Annotated in this window: 20 protein-coding genes, 1 tRNA gene and 2 pseudogenes; 14 read left to right on the top strand and 9 right to left on the bottom strand. The window is 71.1% G+C overall.

The window, feature by feature from the left end; all coding sequences use genetic code 11:
• The first annotated feature begins 90 nt into the window (after positions 1-90).
• The 6 genes and pseudogenes from ACFY4A_RS19220 to xerC all read left to right on the top strand — a co-directional run bounded on the left by ACFY4A_RS19220 (position 91) and on the right by xerC (position 4316).
• A complete protein-coding gene (locus ACFY4A_RS19220) occupies positions 91-573 on the top strand; it encodes a GNAT family N-acetyltransferase (protein ID WP_390830581.1) in 483 nt (160 codons plus the stop codon).
• Positions 574-2301: 1728 nt separating this feature from the next.
• A pseudogene (locus ACFY4A_RS19215) lies at positions 2302-2618 on the top strand (SpdD-like protein).
• A 90-nt stretch (positions 2619-2708) separates the two neighbouring features.
• Positions 2709-2888 (top strand): hypothetical protein, encoded by a 180-nt coding sequence (locus ACFY4A_RS19210; RefSeq protein ID WP_390830580.1) that lies wholly within the window; start codon positions 2709-2711, stop codon positions 2886-2888.
• Positions 2889-2893: 5 nt separating this feature from the next.
• The gene (locus tag ACFY4A_RS19205) at positions 2894-3130 is read left to right on the top strand and encodes a hypothetical protein (RefSeq protein ID WP_390830579.1); all 237 of its coding nucleotides are present in this window, start codon (positions 2894-2896) and stop codon (positions 3128-3130) included.
• Between the two features lie 158 nt (positions 3131-3288).
• Positions 3289-3585 (top strand): annotated as a pseudogene (locus ACFY4A_RS19200) (replication initiator); the annotation flags it as partial.
• On the top strand, positions 3582-4316 hold the full coding sequence (xerC, locus tag ACFY4A_RS19195) for a tyrosine recombinase XerC (protein ID WP_390830578.1): 735 nt from the start codon (positions 3582-3584) through the stop codon (positions 4314-4316). The pseudogene ACFY4A_RS19200 and the gene xerC, both read left to right, overlap by 4 nt.
• A gap of 164 nt (positions 4317-4480) precedes the next feature.
• Here the strand turns inward: xerC and ACFY4A_RS19190 are convergent.
• The 7 genes from ACFY4A_RS19190 to galU all read right to left on the bottom strand — a co-directional run bounded on the left by ACFY4A_RS19190 (position 4481) and on the right by galU (position 10072).
• Positions 4481-4554: transfer RNA gene (locus ACFY4A_RS19190), tRNA-Ala, on the bottom strand.
• 75 nt (positions 4555-4629) lie between these two features.
• A complete protein-coding gene (gene glpR, locus ACFY4A_RS19185; protein WP_390830577.1) occupies positions 4630-5838 on the bottom strand; it encodes a gephyrin-like molybdotransferase receptor GlpR in 1209 nt (402 codons plus the stop codon).
• Between the two features lie 195 nt (positions 5839-6033).
• Positions 6034-6660 carry a GNAT family N-acetyltransferase gene (locus ACFY4A_RS19180; RefSeq protein ID WP_390830576.1) on the bottom strand — a complete coding sequence of 209 codons (627 nt, stop codon included), beginning with the start codon at positions 6658-6660 and terminating at the stop codon, positions 6034-6036.
• Between the two features lie 20 nt (positions 6661-6680).
• Positions 6681-7223, bottom strand: coding sequence for a molybdenum cofactor biosynthesis protein B (locus ACFY4A_RS19175; RefSeq protein WP_390830575.1), 543 nt, complete (start codon positions 7221-7223; stop codon positions 6681-6683).
• A complete protein-coding gene (gene moaC, locus ACFY4A_RS19170) occupies positions 7220-7732 on the bottom strand; it encodes a cyclic pyranopterin monophosphate synthase MoaC (protein ID WP_326802854.1) in 513 nt (170 codons plus the stop codon). Before moaC ends, ACFY4A_RS19175 begins: the two co-directional genes overlap by 4 nt.
• 85 nt (positions 7733-7817) lie before the next feature.
• Positions 7818-9140 carry a gephyrin-like molybdotransferase Glp gene (gene glp / locus ACFY4A_RS19165; RefSeq protein WP_390830574.1) on the bottom strand — a complete coding sequence of 441 codons (1323 nt, stop codon included), beginning with the start codon at positions 9138-9140 and terminating at the stop codon, positions 7818-7820.
• A gap of 5 nt (positions 9141-9145) precedes the next feature.
• A complete protein-coding gene (gene galU, locus ACFY4A_RS19160; protein WP_390830573.1) occupies positions 9146-10072 on the bottom strand; it encodes a UTP--glucose-1-phosphate uridylyltransferase GalU in 927 nt (308 codons plus the stop codon).
• Positions 10073-10175: 103 nt separating this feature from the next.
• On the opposite strand from galU, the gene ACFY4A_RS19155 reads away from it, so the two are divergent.
• Positions 10176-10790, top strand: a complete 615-nt coding sequence (locus ACFY4A_RS19155; protein ID WP_390830572.1) for a 5-formyltetrahydrofolate cyclo-ligase — start codon at positions 10176-10178, stop codon at positions 10788-10790.
• Between the two features lie 95 nt (positions 10791-10885).
• On the opposite strand, the gene ACFY4A_RS19150 is transcribed toward ACFY4A_RS19155, so the two are convergent.
• Complete coding sequence (locus tag ACFY4A_RS19150) at positions 10886-13711, bottom strand: penicillin acylase family protein (protein ID WP_390830571.1); 2826 nt, start codon at positions 13709-13711, stop codon at positions 10886-10888.
• A 215-nt stretch (positions 13712-13926) separates the two neighbouring features.
• Between ACFY4A_RS19150 and ACFY4A_RS19145 the strand changes: the two genes are divergently transcribed.
• The 6 genes from ACFY4A_RS19145 (at position 13927) to mscL (ending at position 19576) form a co-directional block, all read left to right on the top strand.
• On the top strand, positions 13927-15438 hold the full coding sequence (locus tag ACFY4A_RS19145; RefSeq protein WP_390830587.1) for a potassium/proton antiporter: 1512 nt from the start codon (positions 13927-13929) through the stop codon (positions 15436-15438).
• A gap of 202 nt (positions 15439-15640) precedes the next feature.
• Positions 15641-16936, top strand: a complete 1296-nt coding sequence (locus tag ACFY4A_RS19140) for an MFS transporter (RefSeq protein WP_390830570.1) — start codon at positions 15641-15643, stop codon at positions 16934-16936.
• Positions 16937-17003: 67 nt separating this feature from the next.
• Positions 17004-17327, top strand: a complete 324-nt coding sequence (locus tag ACFY4A_RS19135) for an FmdB family zinc ribbon protein (protein ID WP_390830569.1) — start codon at positions 17004-17006, stop codon at positions 17325-17327.
• 75 nt (positions 17328-17402) lie between these two features.
• The gene (locus tag ACFY4A_RS19130) at positions 17403-18236 is read left to right on the top strand and encodes an S-methyl-5'-thioadenosine phosphorylase (protein WP_390830568.1); all 834 of its coding nucleotides are present in this window, start codon (positions 17403-17405) and stop codon (positions 18234-18236) included.
• Positions 18237-18481: 245 nt separating this feature from the next.
• A complete protein-coding gene (locus ACFY4A_RS19125; RefSeq protein ID WP_390830586.1) occupies positions 18482-19054 on the top strand; it encodes a hypothetical protein in 573 nt (190 codons plus the stop codon).
• 63 nt (positions 19055-19117) lie between these two features.
• The gene (mscL, locus tag ACFY4A_RS19120) at positions 19118-19576 is read left to right on the top strand and encodes a large conductance mechanosensitive channel protein MscL (RefSeq protein WP_390830567.1); all 459 of its coding nucleotides are present in this window, start codon (positions 19118-19120) and stop codon (positions 19574-19576) included.
• Between the two features lie 28 nt (positions 19577-19604).
• On the opposite strand, the gene ACFY4A_RS19115 is transcribed toward mscL, so the two are convergent.
• Positions 19605-19775 carry a hypothetical protein gene (locus ACFY4A_RS19115; protein WP_390830566.1) on the bottom strand — a complete coding sequence of 57 codons (171 nt, stop codon included), beginning with the start codon at positions 19773-19775 and terminating at the stop codon, positions 19605-19607.
• A 118-nt stretch (positions 19776-19893) separates the two neighbouring features.
• Here ACFY4A_RS19115 and ACFY4A_RS19110 point away from each other — a divergent pair, with 118 nt between their 5' ends.
• Positions 19894-20922: a P1 family peptidase gene (locus tag ACFY4A_RS19110; protein WP_390830565.1), complete on the top strand. Its 1029-nt coding sequence runs from the start codon at positions 19894-19896 to the stop codon at positions 20920-20922.
• Positions 20923-20976 lie beyond the last annotated feature (54 nt).

The following is a 20976-nucleotide window of genomic DNA, read 5'->3' as shown; positions in this document are numbered from 1 at the left end:
CCTGACGGCGATTCGGCTTTCCCTGCCCTGCTCCGCAGGAGTCCGTTTCCTCCCCGGCCTGAAGTCCGGGGTATCCACGGAGGAATCCCGATGAACATCCGCCCCGTGCCCTTCGACCACCCCGACGCCGTCAAGCTGAACGACGAGGTACAGGCCGAGTACCACGTCCGCTACGGCGACGGTGGCGACGCCACGCCCCTCGACGCGGCCGACTTCCGGCCGCCGAACGGCGTGTACCTGATCGCCTACGACGAGGACGGCACCCCTGTCGCCACGGGCGGCTGGCGCAGCCAGGACAAGAACGCCGAGGGCAACGTGGACGGCGACGCCGAACTCAAGCGCATGTACGTGATCGAGTCGATGCGCGGCCGCGGTCTGGCCCGCCGTATCCTCGCCGTCCTGGAGGACGACGCCCGTGCCGCCGGGCGCCTCCGCATGGTCCTGGAGACCGGCGACCAGCAGCCGGAGGCCGTCGCCCTGTACACCTCCAGCGGCTACGAGCCGTGCACGAAGTTCGGCTACTACCGGGAGTACGAGTCGAGCATCTACCTGGCGAAGCCGCTCCAGTCCTGACGCGAGGCCCCTCCCGCCAGGGCGCGGCGGGAGAGGCGCTCAGTGGGCGCTACCAACTGTAGTGGATGACGTTGCGCAGGGTGGTGGGCGCCGCGCCCGCCGCCTGCTTGACCAGGGTCACACCCTCGGTCCCCATGAACTTCCCGGGTTCGGAACGCGGCCCGGACCAGGCAGCGCCGAACCTCGGGTCGTTCTGGCGGGGTATCTCGGAGGGCCCGAAGGTGTCCGGGCAGATGGGCGTCGTGACGGACGCGCCGCCCCCCTGGCCCTCAACGCTGACGGTGACGTCACCGCACTCGGCGACCCCGGGCGGCGTGTCCCCCGAGCGGCCTTTTTTGATAAGGCCACGACAAGCAGGCTACGGACACCCATTCGGCACGAGCCGCGCTTCTCCGGATGTGCACGTTTTTTCACCGGAGCCGCATGATCTCCGCGACCACGCAACACGTCAAAGCCCCGGTCGGTGATTCCCGACCGGGGCTTTGAGCTGCGTGGACCTGAGGGGATTTGAACCCCTGGCCCCCTCGATGCGAACTACGGGCGCGACGGTCTTTGAGGTTATGTGCGCTGGTTGCAGGGCGCGCTGGCGGTCTGCGCCGGTCACCTGCGGTTGACGCGGTTGCTGTACCTCACTGCTGTACCGCCACCAGCTTCGCTGGGCCTCATCCTCGCCAGGTCGATCACGGTCCCGCTGAGGACCGGAGAGATCCCAGCCTGACAACGGTCTACCGGCCGCTGAGGGCCGATCTCGTCCAGCCGTGTTCGTCGTTGCTGGTGTCAGCCGGTGGTGTCAGGCATCAGCCAGGCCCACCACCGCCGCCAGGGCCGGCGGGGAAGAGGCAATTGATGAGGCCTACACCTAGGCCGAGGTCGCTGCCGCCTTGTCGCGCGGTGCTATGAGATCAGATAACCGATAAGTGCCATGAGGACGACGAATGCAAGGACGCATGCCAGGGGAACCCAACCACCAGCGATCCGGCCCGGCCAAGCCGCAGCCCGCTCCTTGGCTTCCAGCCCCGTCCACACAGTGCCCATCCGGGTGATCGTCAAGGTTGCGACTCCGGCGAGGGCCCAGAGCACCCCGATCACGACGAGTGCGATTGACCCCACGATAGCCCCGAGTACGAGCATAAATGCTCCAAGCAGGGACGCATTGCGGCCCTCGTTCCGGATCGTGTCTTTCGGGTTCTCCGCATCGAAGTGGAGGTGCCCATCTCGCTCTGCTGTCGGCGTCAGGGCAAGCCCTCGACGCCAGCCGCAAACGCATGAGCCGCGCTTCGCCATCTTCTTTCCACAGGCCTTGCAGAGCACCTGGGTCGGAGCCCTCGCTGGAGTGTTCGGTGTGGACATCGTGCGCCTCCCTGGATCAGGAGAAGCTCTCCCTTCCAGTCCACCTCCGACAAGGCTGGAGTGCATGCCGGACCCCAATCCTGGGGGGTGGCTAGGAACGCCGGGTTGATCAACCCACCACCCTCCCCAGCTCCCATCCCGTACGCCGTCGACCCACACACCGTGGAGCGGGCGTGGTTCATGGCGTCCAGGTGGAGCGCGCCACTGCACGAACGACCCGAGGGCCGCGGTCGTCGGCTGGCTCGGCGTCAAGCTCATCCGCCCGCCGGCCTGGCTCATCGCCGTGCTCCTGCTCGGCGGCTTCCTCCTCGCCGACAGCGTCTTGGCCCCCGCCATCAACGGCCTGATCAAGTAACCCTCTCGGAAGGGAGTCCGACCATGCTCCGCCCGAAGATCCCGACTATGCCCACCCCGACCGGGCACGTCACCCCGCCGGCCCCCGTCGAGCCGACCGCCATCGTTCCCGGCGTCCAGGCCTCGCCGGTCGCCTCGACGGCCCCGGCGCCGTCCCGCCCGGTGGTGCAGCTCACCCCGGCCCCGTGCTCGCCCTCGTCGGCGGCGGTACCGCCGTCGTCCCGGTAGTCGGCGCCGTCCTCGTCTCCATGCTCCTGGCGGTCGCCATCACCGGCGTCTCGGTCGCCGTCGTCGCCGTCGTCCTGCGCTCGCTGCTCGCCTCCGAGACCAAGCGGCGCTGACCGGCCCCCGGAGCGGCCTCAACCGCCAAGTTTCCGCCGCTCCGGGCGCCTCCCCTTCCCGATCCACGGACCAGAAAGGCACGGCCCATCATGCCCCAGAGCAACCCGAACATGCCGATCTGCCGCGACTGCGACGGCTTCGCCTCCGTCGCCATCGACACCGGCACTGGCCACCTTGACGGCACCCGCGCCACCCTCCGCATCGACTGCCCGTCCTGCAAGGGCACCGGCTACACCCGTCCCGCCGCCCTCATCCGCGTCGGGAGGTGATCGGCGTGAAGAGCCTCACCACCTCGGCGCACATCGAGCCGGACACCCGCTTCCGCGTCACCCCCTTCGCTGACCGCGCCAACCCCTTCGTCAGCCTCCGCATCGAGGGCGACTCCATCGAAATCGCGTTGATCGCCTCCGCCGGAACCTCTACGGCCCTGCGCAACCTGGCCACCGCAGCGATCGAAGCCGCCGGCGCCCTGGACGCCATCACCACCGACGCACCGGAGGTGGTCGCGTGACCGACACCGCGACCTTCGCGGGCCTGGACCCGATCACCCTGGGGGACCTTCTCCGGGTGGCCGGGCTCCCCGGCTTCGACCGCTGGCAAGACCAGATCCAGCGCACCGGCGGCTGCTCTGACCCCATTCATCTGCGCGGCTGGGTGGTCCACAAGGACATGCTCGGCCTCCGCGGCCACTTCTCGTCGAAGTCCCGGCGCTACTCGACCACGCTCGGCGCCCTCCGCCAGGCACGTGCCGACTACCGCGCCGCACAGGAACGCGCCGCTCTCGGCCTGGACGACGTCGAGCCGGACACCGTCCTCGTCCTCGCCGACTGGCAGTACGCCGGCCACGGCCACACGCCCGGCGAATCGGTCCTCGCCGCCTCGATCGCCCGAGACATCCAGATCAACCGAGAAACCGCCCGTGAAGCCCTGCAAGACCAACTCAAATGGGAGGAAGCCGCAGCATGACGACAGCTGTGATCACACGCAAGTGGTACACCACGGCGGAAGTGGCCGAGATGCTCGGCTTCGGCCTGTCCAAGACCAAGATGCTCGTGCTGACGGGCGAGATCCGCTCCGCCCTGACCAACGCCATGACCGAGGAACTGATCTCGAAGAACGTCGCGGCCCTGGTCAAGGTGCGGTCGGCGCGCAGGACGAAGCGGCACCCGTGGTCGGTGGAAGAGGCTCGTCAGTTCCTTGAAGCGGCGAGCGCGGCCCATGACCCGCTGTACGCGGCCTACGTGCTGATCCTGGTTCTGGGCTTCCGACGCGGTGAGGTGCTGGGGCTCACCTGGGAGAACGTGAATCTGGACGCCGGTGAGATCACGGTGCAGATGCAGCTACAGCGGATCAATCGGCGCTTGGTCCATGACGAGACCAAGACCGAGGCGTCGACGGCGACGCTCCCGCTTCCTGAGATCTGCGTCGCGGCCCTGCAACGGCGACGGAAAGAACAGGACCTGTCCAGGCAGGCGGCCGGGGAGCTGCGGTCGACCAACGACTTCGTGTTCACGACTCGCTACGGCACGCCGTTCGAACCGCGCAACTTCAACCGTCGGTTCATGGACCGCTCCGCTCGCGCCGGCGTCCGCCGAATCCGGCTGCACGACACCCGGCACACCTGCGGCTCGCTGCTCGCTGCCCTGTACACCCCCGCGTCGCCATGCAGACCCTTCGGCACAGCAAGATCGCAGTGACCATGGAGGTGTACACGCACGTCCCGTCCGAGGCGACTCGACGGGCGCTGCGGAAGCTGGGCAAGTACCTCGGGAAGCAAGATCCGAAGTAGTTGCTGTACTTCGCTGCTGTACGACACGTCAAAGCCCCGGTCGGGAGATCCCTACCGGGGCTTTGAGCTGCGTGGACCTGAGGGGATTTGAACCCCTGGCCCCCTCGATGCGAACGAGGTGCGCTACCGGACTGCGCCACAGGCCCTTGCAACGAGTGAAACTCTAGCATCCTCGCCCGGGTGGTCGGTAATCCGTTCCCGGGCTGGTCAGGGGGTGGGGGTCACTCGTTGGCCGCGCGGGGGCGGTCTCCGTCCTCGTACTGGTCGAAGAGCGGGGTGCGGCCGCGCTCGCGGGAGCGGCGGGCCGAGGCGGCGCGGCGGGCGTCGGTGCGGCCGTCGGCGGCGGGCCTGTCCTCCGCGGGCGGCGCGGGTTCGGGCGCGGCCGGGGCCGTCTCCTGCTCCGGCACCGCGGCGGACGACCGCGCCGAGCTCCATGCGTCCGGCGCGCCGAGGTCCACGTCGGAGGTGGCCCGCGGGGCGACCGGGGCGGTGACGTAGGTGGGCAGCGGCACCGGAACCGGGTCCCAGCTGTCGCCCTGGCCGGGGCGGCGCTGGCGCTCGCGTTGCTGGTCGAGCCATTCGGCGTGGTCGGTCTGCTCGACCAGGGCGCGCCGATCGGCGGCGAGGGCGGAAAGGTCCGGGTCCGTCTCCGGCTCAGGCCCCGCGTCCGGCTCGTCCGCGGCGGGGTCGAGGGGCGTACGCCGGCGCGGCTGGCGGCGGCTCTCGCGCAGCCGCTGCGCGGCGACCTCGGCGCGGCGGCGGTCCATCTGGTAGGCGAAGCGGCGCCGCTCCTGGGAGCGCAGGTACGCGATGTACGCGCTGAGCAGCACGGCGGGCACTCCGGGCGCCCACAGGAAGGTGAGCCCGCCGACCGCGGCGACGATCGCGCCGAGGGTGAAGGCGAGGAAGAGGATGACGGTGGTGCGCCTGCGGCGCGCGAGGACCTTCGAGCGCCGTGCACGCGCCGCGGACACCTCCGCGCGGGGCGGGCGCCGGGCCGCGGGGACCCGCGGACGCGCGGACGCGTCGGCGGGCGGGGCCGCCACCGGGGACGCGGTCCGGGCGGCCGGCTTGGCGGTCCGGTCGCGCTCGTCGCGGCCGCGGACCGGCTCCCGCTCGTCCCGGGCCGGCGGCTGCTGCCGCTCCGGCGACCGGTACGGGGGCATGGCGAAGGCCCGGACGTCCACCGAGTCGGTGACGACGTCCGGCTCCCCGTCGACGGGCTCCCCCTCCTCGGCGGAGCGCGCCCTGAGGTCCCTGGCGTACCGGCGCTCCATCCCCGCCCGTCCGGACAGGAACCGGATGGCGGTGCTGAAGCGTTCCGTCGGACGGGCCTCGTTCAGCTCGTCCTGCCTACGGAGCCACATCGGCACCAAGTAGGCGGCCCAGGCCCCGACGATGACTGCGTAGATGAGGCCGCTGCTGCTCACGCCTCACACGGTAGAGGGGTTTGCATGAGGCCATCTGCCAATTGCGCCGGTGTGTCGCACGATCTGGCTGATATTTCGAACTTTTTTTGCGATCGATGTGATCAGCAGGGCGTCAAGGACGCGAATTCAATGCCACCCGGGCGATCGCGAGCAGGTCCCGTACAGATCACGCGCCGATCAATTTCGAACACTCATTCAATTTCCGGGTGGAGCGGGATTCTCCTTCGGCGCGCGCAGGGCACGGATGCGGCGCCAGCGGTTCAGCAGCCCTTCGGGCACCTCTTCCGCGGTGAGCGCGAACACCATGTGGTCGCGCCACGCACCGTCGATGTGGAGATAACGCGGCCGCAGGCCCTCCTCGCGGAATCCGAGTTTCTCCACCACCCGGCGGCTCGGCCCGTTCTCGGGCCGAATGCAGACCTCGATGCGGTGCAGTCCGACGGTGCGGAAACAGTGGTCCACAACCATCGCCACGGCCGTCGGCATCACCCCGCGGCCGGCCACCGACTCGTCGACCCAGTAACCGACGTGGCCCGAGCACATCGAGCCCCAGGTGATCCCGGCGACCGTCAACTGCCCGACCAGGCGCCCCTGGTACTCGATGACGAACGGCAGCATCCGCCCCGCGTGCGCCTCGGACCTGAGGTGGCGCACCATCTGCCGGTAGGTCGGCCGGTGCGTGATGGGCCCGCCGGGCGTGGGCGGCGGAATCGTCGCCTCCCAGGGCCTGAGCCAGTCCCTGTTGCGCCGGTTCACCTCGCGCCAGGCCCGCTGGTCGCGCAGCTTTATCGGCCGGAGGACGACATCGCCCTCCGCGAGCACGACGGGCCAGGATGGGCTGTTCAGCTCGCACCCCCACTACCGGCACCGGGTCTGACGTGGTCGCCGCCGCGCAGCTGGTCGACGGCGTGCGTCAACAGGGTTTCCAGGACGGCCAGTCCGTCCTTCACCCCGCCCGTCGAGCCCGGCAGGTTGACGATCAGCGTCCGTCCGGCCACTCCGGCCAGCCCCCGGGACAGCGCCGCGGTCGGTACCTTCCGCACGCCGAACGCCCGGATGGCCTCCGCGATTCCCGGCACCTCGGTCTCGATCACCCGGCGGGTCGCCTCGGGCGTGCGGTCGGTGGGCGAGACGCCGGTGCCGCCGGTGGTGACGACGGCGTCGTAACCGGCCTCGACGGCGGCGCGCAGCGCGGCCTCCACGGGGTCTCCGTCCGGTACGACCTGCGGCCCGTCGACGGCGAAGCCGAGGCGCCGAAGGCCGTCTGCGACCAGCGGACCACCCGTGTCCTCGTAGACCCCGGCGGCGGCCCGGTTGGAGGCCGTGACCACCAGAGCGCTGTACGGCGCGAGCGGTGCGCCCGAGGCCGATGCGTCCCGTGTCATGCCCGGCTCCAGTCGCCCGACTTGCCGCCCGTCTTCTCCTCCACCCGTACGTCCGTGATGACCGCTCCCTTGTCGACCGCCTTGACCATGTCGATCACGGTGAGCGCGGCGACGGACACCGCGGTGAGCGCCTCCATCTCGACGCCCGTACGATCCGTGGTCTTCACCGTGGCCTCGATCTCCACGGCGTCGTCCGCGACCGACAGCTCCAGTCTCACACCCGACACCGACAGCGGGTGGCACAGCGGGATGAGGTCCGGGGTGCGCTTGGCGCCCATGATCCCGGCGATCCGCGCGGTGGCGAGGGCGTCGCCCTTGGGGACCCCCTCACCGCGCAGCAGCTCGACCACGCGGGGCGAGACGAGGACGCGACCGCTGGCGCGGGCGGTGCGCGCGGTCACGTCCTTGCCGGAGACGTCGACCATGCGGGCGGCGCCCGCGTCGTCGATGTGCGTCAGCCGGTCCGGCGCTGGGGGTCCGGGGGTCTCCCCCCGGGAAGGCACAGTCATGATCGTTGGGGCTCCCGGTCCGTGCCCGCCGCCGTGCGGCGCACGGGCCTGTTGTGCGCGACACGGTACCGCCACCCCGCACGGCTCAGCCGAGCAGGACCACCTCGACCTCCGCACCGGGCTCGACGGCCTCGGCGTCCTCGGGGACGACGATGAGCGCGTCTGCCTGCGCGAGGGCGGCGATCAGATGGGATCCGGCGCCCCCCACGGGCCTGACCTCGCCGTCGGCGTACACCCCGCGCAGGAACTGCCTGCGTCCCTTCGGGGAGCTCAGCGCCCGGTCCGCGGCCAGCGTCGCGCGCACGGTCGGCCGGTGGACGTCCTGAAGCCCCATCAGGGTGCGGATCGCGGGGCGGACGAACAGCTCGAAGGAGACGTACGACGACACCGGGTTGCCGGGCAGGGCCAGCAGCGGGACGTGGTCGGCGCCGACGGTCCCGAAGCCCTGCGGCTTGCCGGGCTGCATGGCGAGCTTGCGGAACTCCACGCCGCCGCCCGGCTCGTCCTCGTCGCCGACGTGGGACAGCGCCTCCTTCACCACGTCGTAGGCCCCCACGCTCACCCCGCCGGTGGTGACCAGCAGATCGGCGCGGACGAGCTGGTCCTCGATGGTGGACCGCAAGGTGTCGGCGTCGTCGGCGACGGCGCCCACCCGGTAGGCGATGGCGCCCGCGTCCCGGGCGGCCGCGGTCAGGGCGAAGCTGTTGGAGTCGTAGATCTGGCCGTCGCCGAGCTGCTCGTCGGGCTGGACGAGTTCGCTGCCGGTGGACATCACCACCACGCGCGGGCGCGGCCGCACCAGGACCGTGCCGCGGCCGATCGCGGCGAGCAGCGCGATCTGCGGCGGCCCGAGGACCGTACCGGCCCGCAGCGCGCGCTCGCCCGTCTCCACGTCGCTGCCCTTAGCGCGCACGTGCGCGCGAGCCTCGGCCGGCCGGTACACGCGTACGTGCCCGCCGGCGCCCTCGGGGGCGAGGCTGCGGGCACGCATCGCGTTCACCGGGCCCTCGCCGAGCCCGCCGTCGGTCCACTCCACGGGGACGACCGCCTCGGCGCCGGGCGGCAGCGGGGCACCGGTCATGATCCGGGCCGCCTGTCCCGGGCCCACCCGGACCAGGCCGCCCGCGCCCGCCGCGACGTCCCCGACGACCTCCAGGACGGCCGGGAACTCCTCACTCGCGCCCGAGACGTCCGTGACCCGCACCGCGTAGCCGTCCATGGAGCTGTTGTCGAACGGCGGCAGGGAGAGCGGCACCGTGACGTCGTCGACCAGGACACAGCCCTGGGCGTCGAGCAGTTGCAGCTCGATGGGTTCCAGGGGCCGGACGGTGGTGAGGATGTCCTCCAGGTGCTCGTCCACCGACCACAGGTGGTCCGGGCCGGCGGTGCGGGGCTCGGCGCTGCTCAACGTCGTTACATCTCCTCGGCTACGTACCGCTGAAGCCAGGCCCTGAAGTCCGGGCCCAGGTCTTCACGTTCGCATGCGAGTCGGACAATGGCACGCAGATAGTCACCGCGGTCACCGGTGTCGTAGCGGCGGCCCTTGAAGACGACGCCGTGCACCGGGCCGCCGGCCCGCTGCTCGTCGGTGGTCGCCGACGCGTACGCCTCGGCGAGGTGCTGAAGGGCGTCGGTGAGCTGGATCTCACCGCCGCGACCGGGCTCGGTCTTGCGAAGTATGTCGAAGATGTGCGGGTCGAGGACGTAACGGCCGATGATCGCGTAGTTGGAGGGCGCCTGCGCCGCGTCCGGCTTCTCGACCAGGCCGGTCACCTGGACGACGTCGCCGTCCCCGGTGGTTTCCACGGCCGCGCAGCCGTAGAGGTGGATCTGCTCGGGCGCGACCTCCATGAGGGCGATCACGCTGCCGCCGTAGGTCTCCTGGACCTCGATCATCCGCTGGAGCAGCGGGTCGCGCGGGTCGATCAGGTCGTCGCCGAGCAGGACGGCGAAGGGCTCGCTGCCCACGTGCGGGGCCGCGCAGAGCACGGCGTGGCCCAGGCCCTTGGGGTCGCCCTGGCGGACGTAGTGGATCGACGCGAGGTCGCTGGACTCCTGCACCTTGGCGAGCCGCTCGCCGTCGCCCTTCTTCTCCAGGGCCGACTCCAGCTCGTAGTTGCGGTCGAAGTGGTCCTCCAGCGGCCGCTTGTTGCGGCCGGTCACCATGAGGACGTCGTCGAGGCCCGCGGAGACGGCCTCCTCGACCACGTACTGGATCGCCGGCTTGTCGACGACCGGCAGCATCTCCTTGGGAGTGGCCTTGGTGGCCGGCAGGAACCGGGTACCAAGACCTGCCGCGGGAATGACAGCCTTGCTGATCCTGGGGTGCGCCTGTGTCATGACCGCAACCTTATCCGCTGCCTTTGCGCGGAATCGGCCTCTCCGGTTAATTGACTCTCATATGAGCAGACATACCGGCAAAGGGAAGGGTACGGAAGGACCAGTGAGCCACACCGGACGCAGTGCCGAGCCTGCCAAGCGCACCTTGCGACGAGAAATCCTCACGGTGAGGAAGACATTGACCGTGGATGAAGTGCGGGAGGCGGCGCACGCGCTGGCGGAGCGCGCCCTGGAGCTGCCCGAGCTGACGGGGCCGCGCACGATCGCGGCGTACGTCTCCGTGGGCACCGAACCGGGAACCCCTCCGCTGCTCGACGCGCTGCGCGCGCGGGGCGCGCGCGTGCTGCTGCCCGCGCTGCTGCCCGACAACGACCTGGACTGGGGCGCGTACACCGGGGAGGGCTCCCTCGCGCGCGTGCGGCACGGCGGGAGGATGGCGCTGTTCGAGCCGGTCGGGGAGCGCCTCGGCCCGGACGCCGTGACGACCGCCGACGTGGTCCTGCTGCCCGGCCTCGCCGTCGACACGCGCGGGATGCGCCTGGGGCGCGGCGGAGGGTCCTACGACCGTGTTCTGGCCCGCCTGGAGGCGGCGCGGGCGCACCCCGCCCTCGTGGTCCTGCTGTACGACACGGAGGTCGTCGAGCACGTCCCCGAGGAGCCCCACGACCGGCCGGTGCAGGCCGTGGTGACACCTTCGGGGGTACGCCGCTTCACCTGACGCGCACGGCTTCGGCCGCGCGCACGGCTCTTGGTACGGCGAAGGCCCTCCACGCGCGCGTGGAGGGCCTTCGCCGCCGTTGCGGCCTCAGCGGCTCATGGCTTGAGCACCAGCGTGTCGCTCGTGCTCTTGTCGACCGCGTTCGGCGAGAAGGACCACGAGAGCAGCTCGCCCCTGGTCCACTTGCCCGTCTGGTCGGTGTAGTGGGCGCTGAAGGCGTGCCCGGAGGCGCCGGTGAGGTTGATCCATTTGGACTTGTCGAGGTCGTCGAGGTTGACCACCATCCGCATCGACGGCACCCAGACCACGCCGTAGCCGCCGGCGGCGTTCCAGCCGGAGGCGTTGACCGCGGCCTCGCCGCCGCTCAGCTTCCAGGGCCCGCGGTTGAGGACGTACTGCAGGACGTCGGGTCCCTCGGTTCCCAGGGTCTGGTTCTTCAGGAACAGGCGGTGCAGCCGGCCCCAGCTCCAGGTGTCGATGTCCTTGCCGAGCTTGGCGGTCAGCTCCCAGCGGGCGTCGATCATCGCGCGCTTGAACAGCTCGTCGCGGTTGTCCGCCTTGGGGCGGGTGCCCGACGCCGGGGTCTTCCACCAGTCGCTGTCCGGGCTGTCGACGAGCCCCCGGACCACCTCGAACCAGCGGTCGCCACCGTCCGGCTGCGCCTGGTCGGCGTCGCGCTGACCGCACTCGCGGACCTTCTGGTTCTCGTCAGCCGGGCCCGTGTTGCCGGCCGGCTCCACCCACAGGCACTGGCCGTTGACCCGCAGCTCCTTGGGCAGCTTGTTGCCGAAGGCCAGCTTGAGGATGTTGCGCCACACGGCGTTGAAGTACGCGGCGGCGGCCGAGTCGGCGTCCTGCGTGCGGTCCCAGCCCTCCAGCAGCTTCTGCGCCTGGCGGACGTCCTTGTCGCCGATGTCGATGTTCAGCAGCTTGGGCACCAGCAGGTTGGCGATCGCGCTGCTGTTGTCCATCTGCATCTGGCGCATGTCGTCGGTGGAGATCTTGCCGCCACCGTCGATCTTCTGCTGGATCAGGTCGGTGATCCGCCGGCTGCGGGTGCCGTAGCCCCAGTCCGTGGTGAGCGCGTACGGGTAGGCCTTCGGGTCGACGACGGCCTGGTTGGCGGTGACGATGTAGCCACGCTCGGGGTTGTACTCGTAGGGCAGTTCCTGCGGCTTGATGTAGCCGGTCCAGTCGTAGCGGGAGTCCCAGCCCGGCGCCGGGACGGAGCCGTCGTCGTTCTTCGCGCGCGTGGGGATGCGGCCGGGCAGCGTGTAGCCGATGTTGCCCTTGGTGTCGGCGTAGATCATGTTCTGCGAGGGCACGTCGAACAGCTCGGCGGCCGACCGGAAGGTGTTCCAGTCCTTCGCGCTGTTCATGGCGAAGACGGCGTCCATGGTGGTGCCCGGCTCCAGCGCGGTCCACTTCAGGGCGATCGCGTAACCGTCGCCGCGGTCGGGCGCCGCGGTGGTGACCGTGGCCTTCTTGCCGACCGTCCTCAGTTCGTCGGAGCGGTCGGACAGCAGGGGCATTCCGTCGTCGGTCTCGCGCACGACGATCGTCTTGGAACTGCCGCCGGCGACCTTGACGGTCTCCTCGCGGGTCCGGAACGGCACCGTCTTGTTGTCGCGCAGGTAGCCGTCGCCGCTGAGCTTCTCCAGGTACAGGTCCGTGACGTCGACACCGGAGTTGGTCATGCCCCAGGCGATGTCCTGGTTGTGGCCGATGATCACGCCGGGCATGCCCGCGAAGGTGTAGCCGGTGACGTCGTACGGACACGCCTTGGAGAGTTCGCGGCAGTGCAGGCCCATCTGGTACCAGACCGAGGGCAGCGAGGCCGACAGGTGCGGGTCGTTGGCGAGCAGCGGCTTGCCGGTGATCGTGTACCGCCCGGAGACGACCCAGGAGTTGGAGCCGATGCCGTTGCCGTTGACGCCGACGGCCGTCGGAAGGCCGTCCAGGACGTCGTGGAGGCCCATCAGCTGGCTCTGCACACCGGAGATGCCGCTCGTGCCCGACGCGTCCGTCGCGGTCGCGGTGTCGGTGCCACCCGTGCCCGTCGAGTCGGTCGCACCGGGCGTACCGGTCGCGGTGCCGGTCGAGGCGCCGCCGCTCGCGTCCGTCGTCCCGCCACTCGTTTCGAACGCCTGAGTGAGCGCGTTGTACTGGCCCTCGCTGACGATCGGCTTGTTCCGGCCGGACGGGTAGTCCGGGTACAGGTCCTTGATCTGCTTGGGGCCGAGACGGCTGGTCATCAGGGCCCGGTCGATCTCGTCCTGCATGTTGCCGCGCAGGTCCCAGGCCATCGCCTTCAGCCAGGAGATCGAGTCGACCGGGGTCCACTGCCCGGGCTTGTAGTCGTTGGCGAAGCCCAGGGCCGCGTACTCCAGGGAGATGTCCTTGGCTTGCCGCCCCTTGAGGTAGGCGTTGACCCCCTCGGTGTACGCCTGGAGGTACTTCTTGGTGGAGGCCGACAGCGTCTTGTCGTACTCCCGCCGGGCGACCCGGTCCCAGCCCAGCGTGCGCAGGAACTCGTCGTTCTTGATCTGGTCCTTGCCGAACATCTCCGACAGGCGCCCGGAGGTCATGTGCCGGCGCACGTCCATCTCGTAGAACCGGTCCTGCGCCTGCACGAAGCCCTGCGCCATGAAGAGGTCCTCCGCGGTGGAGGCGTAGACCTGCGGAATGCCGTAGCCGTCCCGTTTGACGTCGACGGGTCCCGACAGGCCCTGCAGCGTGAGGGTGCCCTTGGTCTGCGGGAAGGAGGCGCGCACGGTACTGACGGACCAGTAGGCGCCGTAGGCGGTGCCTCCGATGAGAGCCAGGACCAGGACAAGCACGAACAAGCGGGCTTTTCGCCCCTTCTTCCTGCCGGACTTGCCGGCCTTGTCACCCGTTGAGGCGGTGGTGTTCGGGGGCATCGCTGTCCTTGCTGTCCTAACGCGAGCGGCAGGTCGGGCTGTGACTTCGAATGAACGCTGGAGCAACCATAGGCGCAGGGCCCGGTAGCACTTGACGCGGAGTCGGGTCCAGCGGCGGTGAGACGTCTCCATCTCGTCACGGGACGCGTCAAGAAAGCGTCAAGAGTTAGGTAAGGTAACGAAGTAAACCGGGAAACTCGCGGAAGGAACCGCTGCTGACTGTTCACCACCTCAACCAGCTCCTGCTCGCCTGCTCGGTCGTCCTCCTCGTCGCGGTCGCAGCGGTCCGGATCTCCTCGCGCAGCGGGCTCCCCAGCCTGCTCGTCTACCTGGGGATCGGCGTCGTCATGGGCTCGGACGGCCTCGGCGGCATCCACTTCACCAACGCCGAACTGACCCAGGTCATCGGCTACGCGGCCCTCGTCGTGATCCTCGCCGAGGGCGGTCTCGGCACGAAGTGGAAGGAGATCAAGCCGGTCCTTCCGGCCGCCACCGCCCTGGCGGTGGTCGGCGTCGCCGTGAGCGTCGGCGTCACCGCGGCCGCCGCCCACTACCTCAGCGGTCTGGGGTGGCGTCAGTCGCTCATCATCGGCGCGGTGGTGTCCTCCACGGACGCGGCGGCCGTCTTCTCGGTGCTGCGCAAGGTCCCCCTTCCCGCGCGCGTGACGGGAACGCTGGAGGCCGAGTCCGGCTTCAACGACGCCCCGGTGGTCATCCTCGTCGTCGCCTTCTCCACCGCGGGACCGATCGAGCACTGGTACGTCCTGGTGGGCGAGATAGCCCTGGAGCTGGCCATCGGCGCGGCCATCGGCCTGGCGGTGGGCTGGCTCGGTTCCTGGGGTCTGCGGCACGTGGCGCTGCCCGCGTCCGGCCTCTACCCGATCGCCGTCATGGCGATCGCGGTCACGGCGTACGCCGCCGGCGCGCTGGCCCACGGCAGCGGCTTCCTCGCCGTCTACCTCGCGTCGATGGTGCTCGGCAACGCCAAGCTGCCGCACTGGCCCGCCACCCGCGGCTTCGCCGAAGGACTCGGCTGGATCGCCCAGATCGGCATGTTCGTCCTGCTCGGTCTGCTGGTCACCCCGCACGAGCTGGTCGACGACGTCTGGCCCGCCCTCGTCATCGGTCTGGTGCTGACCATGGTCGCGCGCCCGCTGGGCGTGGTGGCCAGCCTGCTGCCGTTCCGGGTGCCGTGGCAGGAGCAGATCCTGATGTCCTGGGCCGGACTGCGCGGCGCCGTGCCCGTCATCCTGGCGACGATCCCCATGGTGAACGGGGTCGACGCCACCCACCGCATCTTCAACATCGTCTTCGTCCTGGTCGTCGTCTACACCCTCGTACAGGGGCCGACCCTGCCCTGGCTGGCCCGCAAGCTGCGGCTGGGCTCCGGCGAGGAGGCCGCCGACCTCGGTATCGAGTCGGCGCCCCTGGAGCGGCTGCGCGGCCACCTGCTGTCCGTCGCCATCCCCAAGGGGTCGCGGATGCACGGCGTGGAGATCAACGAGCTGCGGCTGCCGTCGGGGTCCGCGGTCACCCTGATCGTCCGCGAGGGCAAGTCGTTCGTACCGCTGCCGACCACCACCCTGCGGCGCGGCGACGAACTCCTCGTGGTCGCCACCGACCCGGTCCGGGAGGCGGCCGAACAGCGCCTGCGTGCGGTCGGCCGGGGCGGCAAGCTGGCCGGATGGCTGGGCGCCGACGGAGCGGGGGCGGGCAGCAGAGGCTGAAGGGGGTCCCCGGGCCCCTGTACGATGAGGGCGCACCCTGATCGAACCAACTCTGCCTGACGCAGAGCTGGCGCGACCGTATGGCGGCCGGGTAGCCCCCCGCAGTGGGCGCCGGTATCTACCGCAGTCCGCGCAAGAGGACAGCTCTCGGCGCGCCCGCACGCCCGTGCCCGCGCCACCAGGCGGCAGAAAGGCACGGGCCGTGGGATCCACGGTCACCAGCAACGAACCGGCGCGGACCGCGACGGCATCCTCCCGCCCTGGATACGGGCAACTGCTGCGCACTCGCGGCGCCTGGACGTTCCTGCTCCCCGGTTTCGCCGCGCGCCAGCCGTTCGCGATGCTCACCATCTCCATCGTGCTGCTGGTGCAGCACACCACCGGCTCCTACGGCGCGGCCGGCGCCACCGCGGCCGTCACCGGCGTCTCCATGGCGCTGTTCGCGCCGTACAGCGGACGCCTCGCCGACCGCTACGGGCAGCGCGCGGTGCTGGTCCCCGGTGTTCTGGCACACACCCTGGCGGGGCTGACGCTGACCGCGCTCGCCCTGGCGCACGCCCCCCTGTGGGCGCTGTTCGCGGCGGCCGTGCCGACCGGCGCCTCGGTGCCGCAGGTCGGCCCGATGGTGCGTGCCCGCTGGGGCGTGACGCTCAAGGACTCGCCGCTGATGACCACCGCGGCCGCCTTCGAGTCTGTCACCGACGAGCTGACGTTCGTCGTCGGCCCCCTCCTGGCGACCGCACTGTGCACGACCGTCGCCCCGGCCGCCGGACTGGTCACGGAGGCCGGGCTGACCCTGGTCGGCGGTCTGCTGTTCGCCGCGCAGAAGCGCACCCAGCCGCCCGTCACCGGCGGCGGGCACGCGCGCGTGGAGCACGCCTCCGCCCTGCGCGTCCCCGGGGTGCGGGTGCTGATCGCGACCTTCCTCGGCATCGGCTCGGTCTTCGGCGGCATGCAGGTCTCGCTGGCCGCGTTCACCGAGTCGATCGGCGCGCCCGGCCTCAACGGCGTGCTGTACGGAACCTTCGCCGCGGGCAACATGCTCTCCGGCGTCGTCTGCGGCGCCATCGCCTGGAAGGCCGCACCGCAGCACCGCCTCCTCGTCGGCTACACCGCCCTGGCGCTGGCCGCGTCCGCACTGTGGACCGCGCACTCGGTGCCGCTCCTCGCGGCGCTCGGCCTCCTGGTCGGCATGTGCATCGCGCCCGCCCTGATCACCGGCTACACCCTGGTGGAGAGCCTGGTCCCGGCCGGCGCCCGCACCGAGGCGTTCACCTGGCTCACGGGCGCGGTCGCGCTCGGCCAGGCGGCGGCGGTCACCGCCGCCGGGCAGATGGAGGACCGGCTGTGGGGCGGCGCCGGCTTCCTGGTGCCGATGACCGGCACGGTGCTGGCCCTTCTCACCCTGGTGGCCCTCAGGTCGCGGCTCGCGGCCCGGTCGCACGGCCGCACGGTCGCACGTGGCGTCGGTCACCGCGCCCACGTCACAGTGGACTGATCCTCGGGAATACGTCACTATGGACCGTCGTTAGCACTCATCGAGTGAGAGTGCCAGGAGGAAGACAGTGCCCACCTATCAGTACCAGTGCACCGAGTGCGGCGAGGGCCTCGAGGCGGTGCAGAAGTTCACCGACGACGCGCTCACCGAGTGCCCCGGTTGCGGTGGCCGCCTGAAGAAGGTGTTCTCCGCGGTCGGCATTGTCTTCAAGGGATCCGGCTTCTACCGCAACGACAGCCGCGGCTCCTCGTCGAGCAGCAGCGCGGCGTCGTCGTCGAAGTCGTCGAACTCTTCTTCCTCTTCTTCCTCGTCTTCCTCGTCGGGGTCGTCCTCCGGCTCGTCCTCGTCGTCCTCGACGTCCACGAGCTCGGCCGGCAGCTCCGCCGCCTGAGGTCTTCCTTCCGGGACCCCGCCGTCTTGGGACGGTGGGGTCCTCGGCGTATGCGCGGGCGCTAGTGTGCTGGTCATGGCGAACGCAGAGATCGGTGTCATCGGCGGTTCCGGCTTCTACTCGTTCCTCGACGACGTGACCGAGGTCCGGGTGGACACGCCGTACGGGGCACCCAGTGACTCCCTCTTCCTCGGTGAGGTCGCCGGCCGGCGGGTCGCCTTCCTGCCCCGGCACGGCCGGGGCCACCACCTCCCGCCGCACCGCATCAACTACCGGGCCAACCTGTGGGCGCTGCGCTCCGTGGGCGTGCGCCAGGTGCTCGGGCCCTGCGCGGTGGGCGGGCTGCGCCCCGAGTACGGGCCGGGCACGCTGCTCGTGCCCGACCAGTTCGTCGACCGTACGAAGTCCCGGGCGCAGACCTACTTCGACGGGCTGCCTCGGCCCGACGGCACGATGCCGAACGTCGTGCACGTCTCGCTGGCCGACCCGTACTGCCCGGTGGGCCGGACGGCCGCGCTGAAGGCGGCACGCGGACGGGGCTGGGAGGCGGTGGACGGCGGCACCCTCGTCGTGGTGGAGGGGCCCCGCTTCTCGACCCGGGCCGAGTCGTTGTGGCACCAGGCGCAGGGCTGGTCGGTGGTGGGCATGACCGGCCACCCCGAGGCGGCGCTAGCCCGCGAACTGGAGCTCTGCTACACCTCTCTGACGCTGGTCACCGACCTGGACGCGGGCGCGGAGAGCGGCGAGGGCGTCTCGCACGAGGAGGTGCTGCGGGTGTTCGCGGCCAACGTGGAGCGGCTGCGGGGCGTTCTGTTCGACGCGGTGGCCGCGCTGCCCACGACCGAGGAGCGGGACTGCCTGTGCGCCGCGGCGCTCGGCGGGATGGACCCGGGGTTCGCGCTGCCGTAGTGGGGCGGAATTGCTCCTTCGGGTGAGGGAGTTGTCCACAACCGGCGAGTAGCACACGGGCTCCGGCGGGCGGCGGCGTGATGCCTCATCGTGGGGGTCGCAAGCCGAAATCCCCGTCGCTGGTGGTGGTCCGCATGTCCCAGCCGTCCTCGTCCTCCGCGTCCGTGTCCTTTCCGTCTCCCTACTCGCCGGTGCCCTCCTCGCCGGTGCCGCCCTCGCCCCTGCCCTCCCCGTCCTCCCCTCTCTTGGCGCCCTCTGCTCCCCCGGCGTCCCTCACGCGGTCCTCTCCGTACGCGCCCGGCACGGACGCCCCGGCCACATGTGAGGTGCCGCACTTCGCGCCGGTGCGCGTGCGCGGCGGGCGGTACGGGCTGCGCCGGCTCGTACGGCACCGGGGCCGCGCGGTGGCGGCCGGGCTCGCCGTCACCGCGGCGGCGCTCGTGGCAGCGGGCCCGCGGGATGCTCCAGACCCCCCTCGCGGCGGGCAGCCGGCGCCGGCCGACGGAGCCGGCCGGGCCGCCGGGCACCGCGGCGCGGACGAGGTGCGCACGGTGATCGCACCCGTGCGCATCGCGGACGCGGCCACGGTCCGGCTGCTGCGCCCCGGCGACCGGGTCGACGTGATCGCCGCGGAGGATCCGGCGACGGGCGGGCAGGCCCGAGTGGTCGCACACGGAGCCCGCGTGGCCAAGGTCCCGGAGCCCGTGGACGACGTGGCCGGGGGCGGAGCGCTGGTCGCGCTGTCGGTACCGCGCTCCACCGCGGCGGGGCTGGCCGGGGCGAGCGCGACGGCCAGGCTGGCGGTGACCCTGTGGTGAGCCGTAGGTTGCGGAGCTGTTTGTTCCGCACGTTGCAGTTGCATGTCCGAGGAGGGGCCGCAGGTGAGCGACAAGAAGGACCCGAGTGTCTGGCAGGGCTTCAAAGCCTTTCTGATGCGCGGGAACGTCGTCGATCTGGCAGTAGCCGTGGTCGTCGGCGCCGCCTTCACCAACATCGTCAACGCGGTGGTGAAGGGTGTGATCAGTCCGGTCGTCGGAGCGATCGGCACCAAGAACCTCGACCATTACGACTCGTGCCTGAGCGCCACCTGCGAGGGCGATCAGGGCATCCAGATAATGTGGGGTTCGGTCCTCGGCGCCGCCCTCCAGTTCCTGATCACCGCGGCGGTGGTCTACTTCCTGATGGTCCTGCCCATGGCGAAGTTCCTGGCCCGCCAGGAGGCGCGGAAGAAGGCCAGGGAGGGCGCGCAGGAGGTCGTGGAGGTGACCGAGCTGGAGGTGCTCAAGGAGATCCGCGACGAGCTGGTCGCCCGGCGCGGCTCCGAGTACGGCGAGCGGTAGCGTCCGCGCTCCGGCGGGCCCACCCGCCTCAGAGGTGGTGGGGAGGCTTCTCGTCCAGGAAGCGCTTGAGATCGGCGGCGGCGTCGCTGTCCGTGCGCTCGCCCCACCCGCGGTCGGTGTCGTCCGTGGACTGCTGGTTCAGCGGGTCGTCGAAGATCAGCGCGGCCTTCGGGTCACGCGGCTCGGGGGCGGTACTCATGCCTCAAGGGTACGGTCCGCGTCGGGTCGGGCGGCCTGACGTTTCCTGCCGTACCTCCGAAGAGGTCCATGACTCCGAAGAGGCCCGTGACCCCGCTGCGCCCGGGAGACTGGCTCCCATGACAGTGGACGCTCTGACGGACGTCGAAGGCGTGCGGGTGGGACATGCGACGCGCACGGGCGGCGGTTGGCTCACCGGCACGACGGTCGTGCTCGCGCCGGAAGGCGGCGCCGTCGCCGCCGTGGAGGTGCGCGGCGGCGGCCCCGGAACCAAGGAGACCGACGCCCTCGATCCGCGCAATCTGGTGCGGACGGTGGAGGCGGTGGTCCTGACCGGCGGCAGTGCCTACGGGCTGGACGCCGCCTCGGGGGTGATGGCCTGGCTGGAGGAGCAGGGGCGCGGAGTCCGGGTCGGGCCGGACCCTTCGCACGTCGTACCGGTCGTACCCGCCGCCTGCGTGTTCGACCTGGGCCGCGGTGGTGACTTCCGGGCCCGGCCGGACGCGGCCACCGGGCGCGCCGCGGTCGAGGCCGCGGCGGCGAGCGAGGTGGGCGGACGCGTGCCCGAGGGGTGCGTGGGCGCCGGGACCGGAGCGGCCGTGGGACCGCTCAAGGGAGGGGTCGGCACGGCGAGCACGGTGCTCGACTCCGGCGTCACGGTCGCCGCGCTGGCGGTGGCCAACGCGGTGGGGTCGGCGGTCGATCCGGAAACGGGGGTGCTGTACGGGGAGTTGTTCCAGGGGCCGGTGGAGTATCCCCACGCGGGGGTGCACGAGGTGGCGCGGCGGCGCCTCGCCGAGGCCGCCGCTAGGAACGCGCCGCCCCCGCTGAACACCACCCTGGCGGTGGTCGCCACCGACGCGGACCTGACCAAGGCGCAGGCGCAGAAGCTGGCCGGCACGGCGCACGACGGCATCGCGCGCGCCGTACGTCCGGTGCATCTGCTCAACGACGGCGACACGGTGTTCGCGCTGGCCACTGGGGCGCGTCCGCTCGACCCCGGTTCCCCGCTCGCCCTGAACGAGATCCTCGCGGCGGGCGCGGACCAGGTGACCCGCGCGATCGTCCGCGCGGTACGGGCCGCCGAGGCGGTGACCGGACCGGGTGGAGAGTGGCCGGCCTACGAGGAGCTGTACGGCGCCCGTTGACCTTTCGCAGCGCCCTCTGCTCGGTGCCTGCTTCACAACGCGCTCTTGACCAGC

It is taken from the genome of Streptomyces sp. NPDC001292, assembly GCF_042896465.1.
In the GTDB taxonomy this organism is placed as follows: Bacteria; Actinomycetota; Actinomycetes; order Streptomycetales; family Streptomycetaceae; genus Streptomyces.
The sequence above is the reverse complement of the archived record's forward strand: the minus strand, read 5'-3'. Positions and strand labels throughout refer to the sequence as shown.

Excerpts from the sequence above, each read along its gene's own strand:
- ACFY4A_RS19175 (WP_390830575.1), bottom strand. The coding sequence starts at position 7,223 with ATGACACGGGACGCATCGGCCTCGGGCGCACCGCTCGCGCCGTACAGC.
- galU (WP_390830573.1), bottom strand. The coding sequence starts at position 10,072 with ATGACACAGGCGCACCCCAGGATCAGCAAGGCTGTCATTCCCGCGGCA.
- ACFY4A_RS19210 (WP_390830580.1), top strand. The coding sequence starts at position 2,709 with ATGCCCCAGAGCAACCCGAACATGCCGATCTGCCGCGACTGCGACGGC.
- ACFY4A_RS19150 (WP_390830571.1), bottom strand. The coding sequence starts at position 13,711 with ATGCCCCCGAACACCACCGCCTCAACGGGTGACAAGGCCGGCAAGTCC.
- ACFY4A_RS19130 (WP_390830568.1), top strand. The coding sequence starts at position 17,403 with ATGGCGAACGCAGAGATCGGTGTCATCGGCGGTTCCGGCTTCTACTCG.
- xerC (WP_390830578.1), top strand. The coding sequence starts at position 3,582 with ATGACGACAGCTGTGATCACACGCAAGTGGTACACCACGGCGGAAGTG.
- ACFY4A_RS19115 (WP_390830566.1), bottom strand. The coding sequence starts at position 19,775 with ATGAGTACCGCCCCCGAGCCGCGTGACCCGAAGGCCGCGCTGATCTTC.
- ACFY4A_RS19110 (WP_390830565.1), top strand. The coding sequence starts at position 19,894 with ATGACAGTGGACGCTCTGACGGACGTCGAAGGCGTGCGGGTGGGACAT.
- ACFY4A_RS19220 (WP_390830581.1), top strand. The coding sequence starts at position 91 with ATGAACATCCGCCCCGTGCCCTTCGACCACCCCGACGCCGTCAAGCTG.
- moaC (WP_326802854.1), bottom strand. The coding sequence starts at position 7,732 with ATGACTGTGCCTTCCCGGGGGGAGACCCCCGGACCCCCAGCGCCGGAC.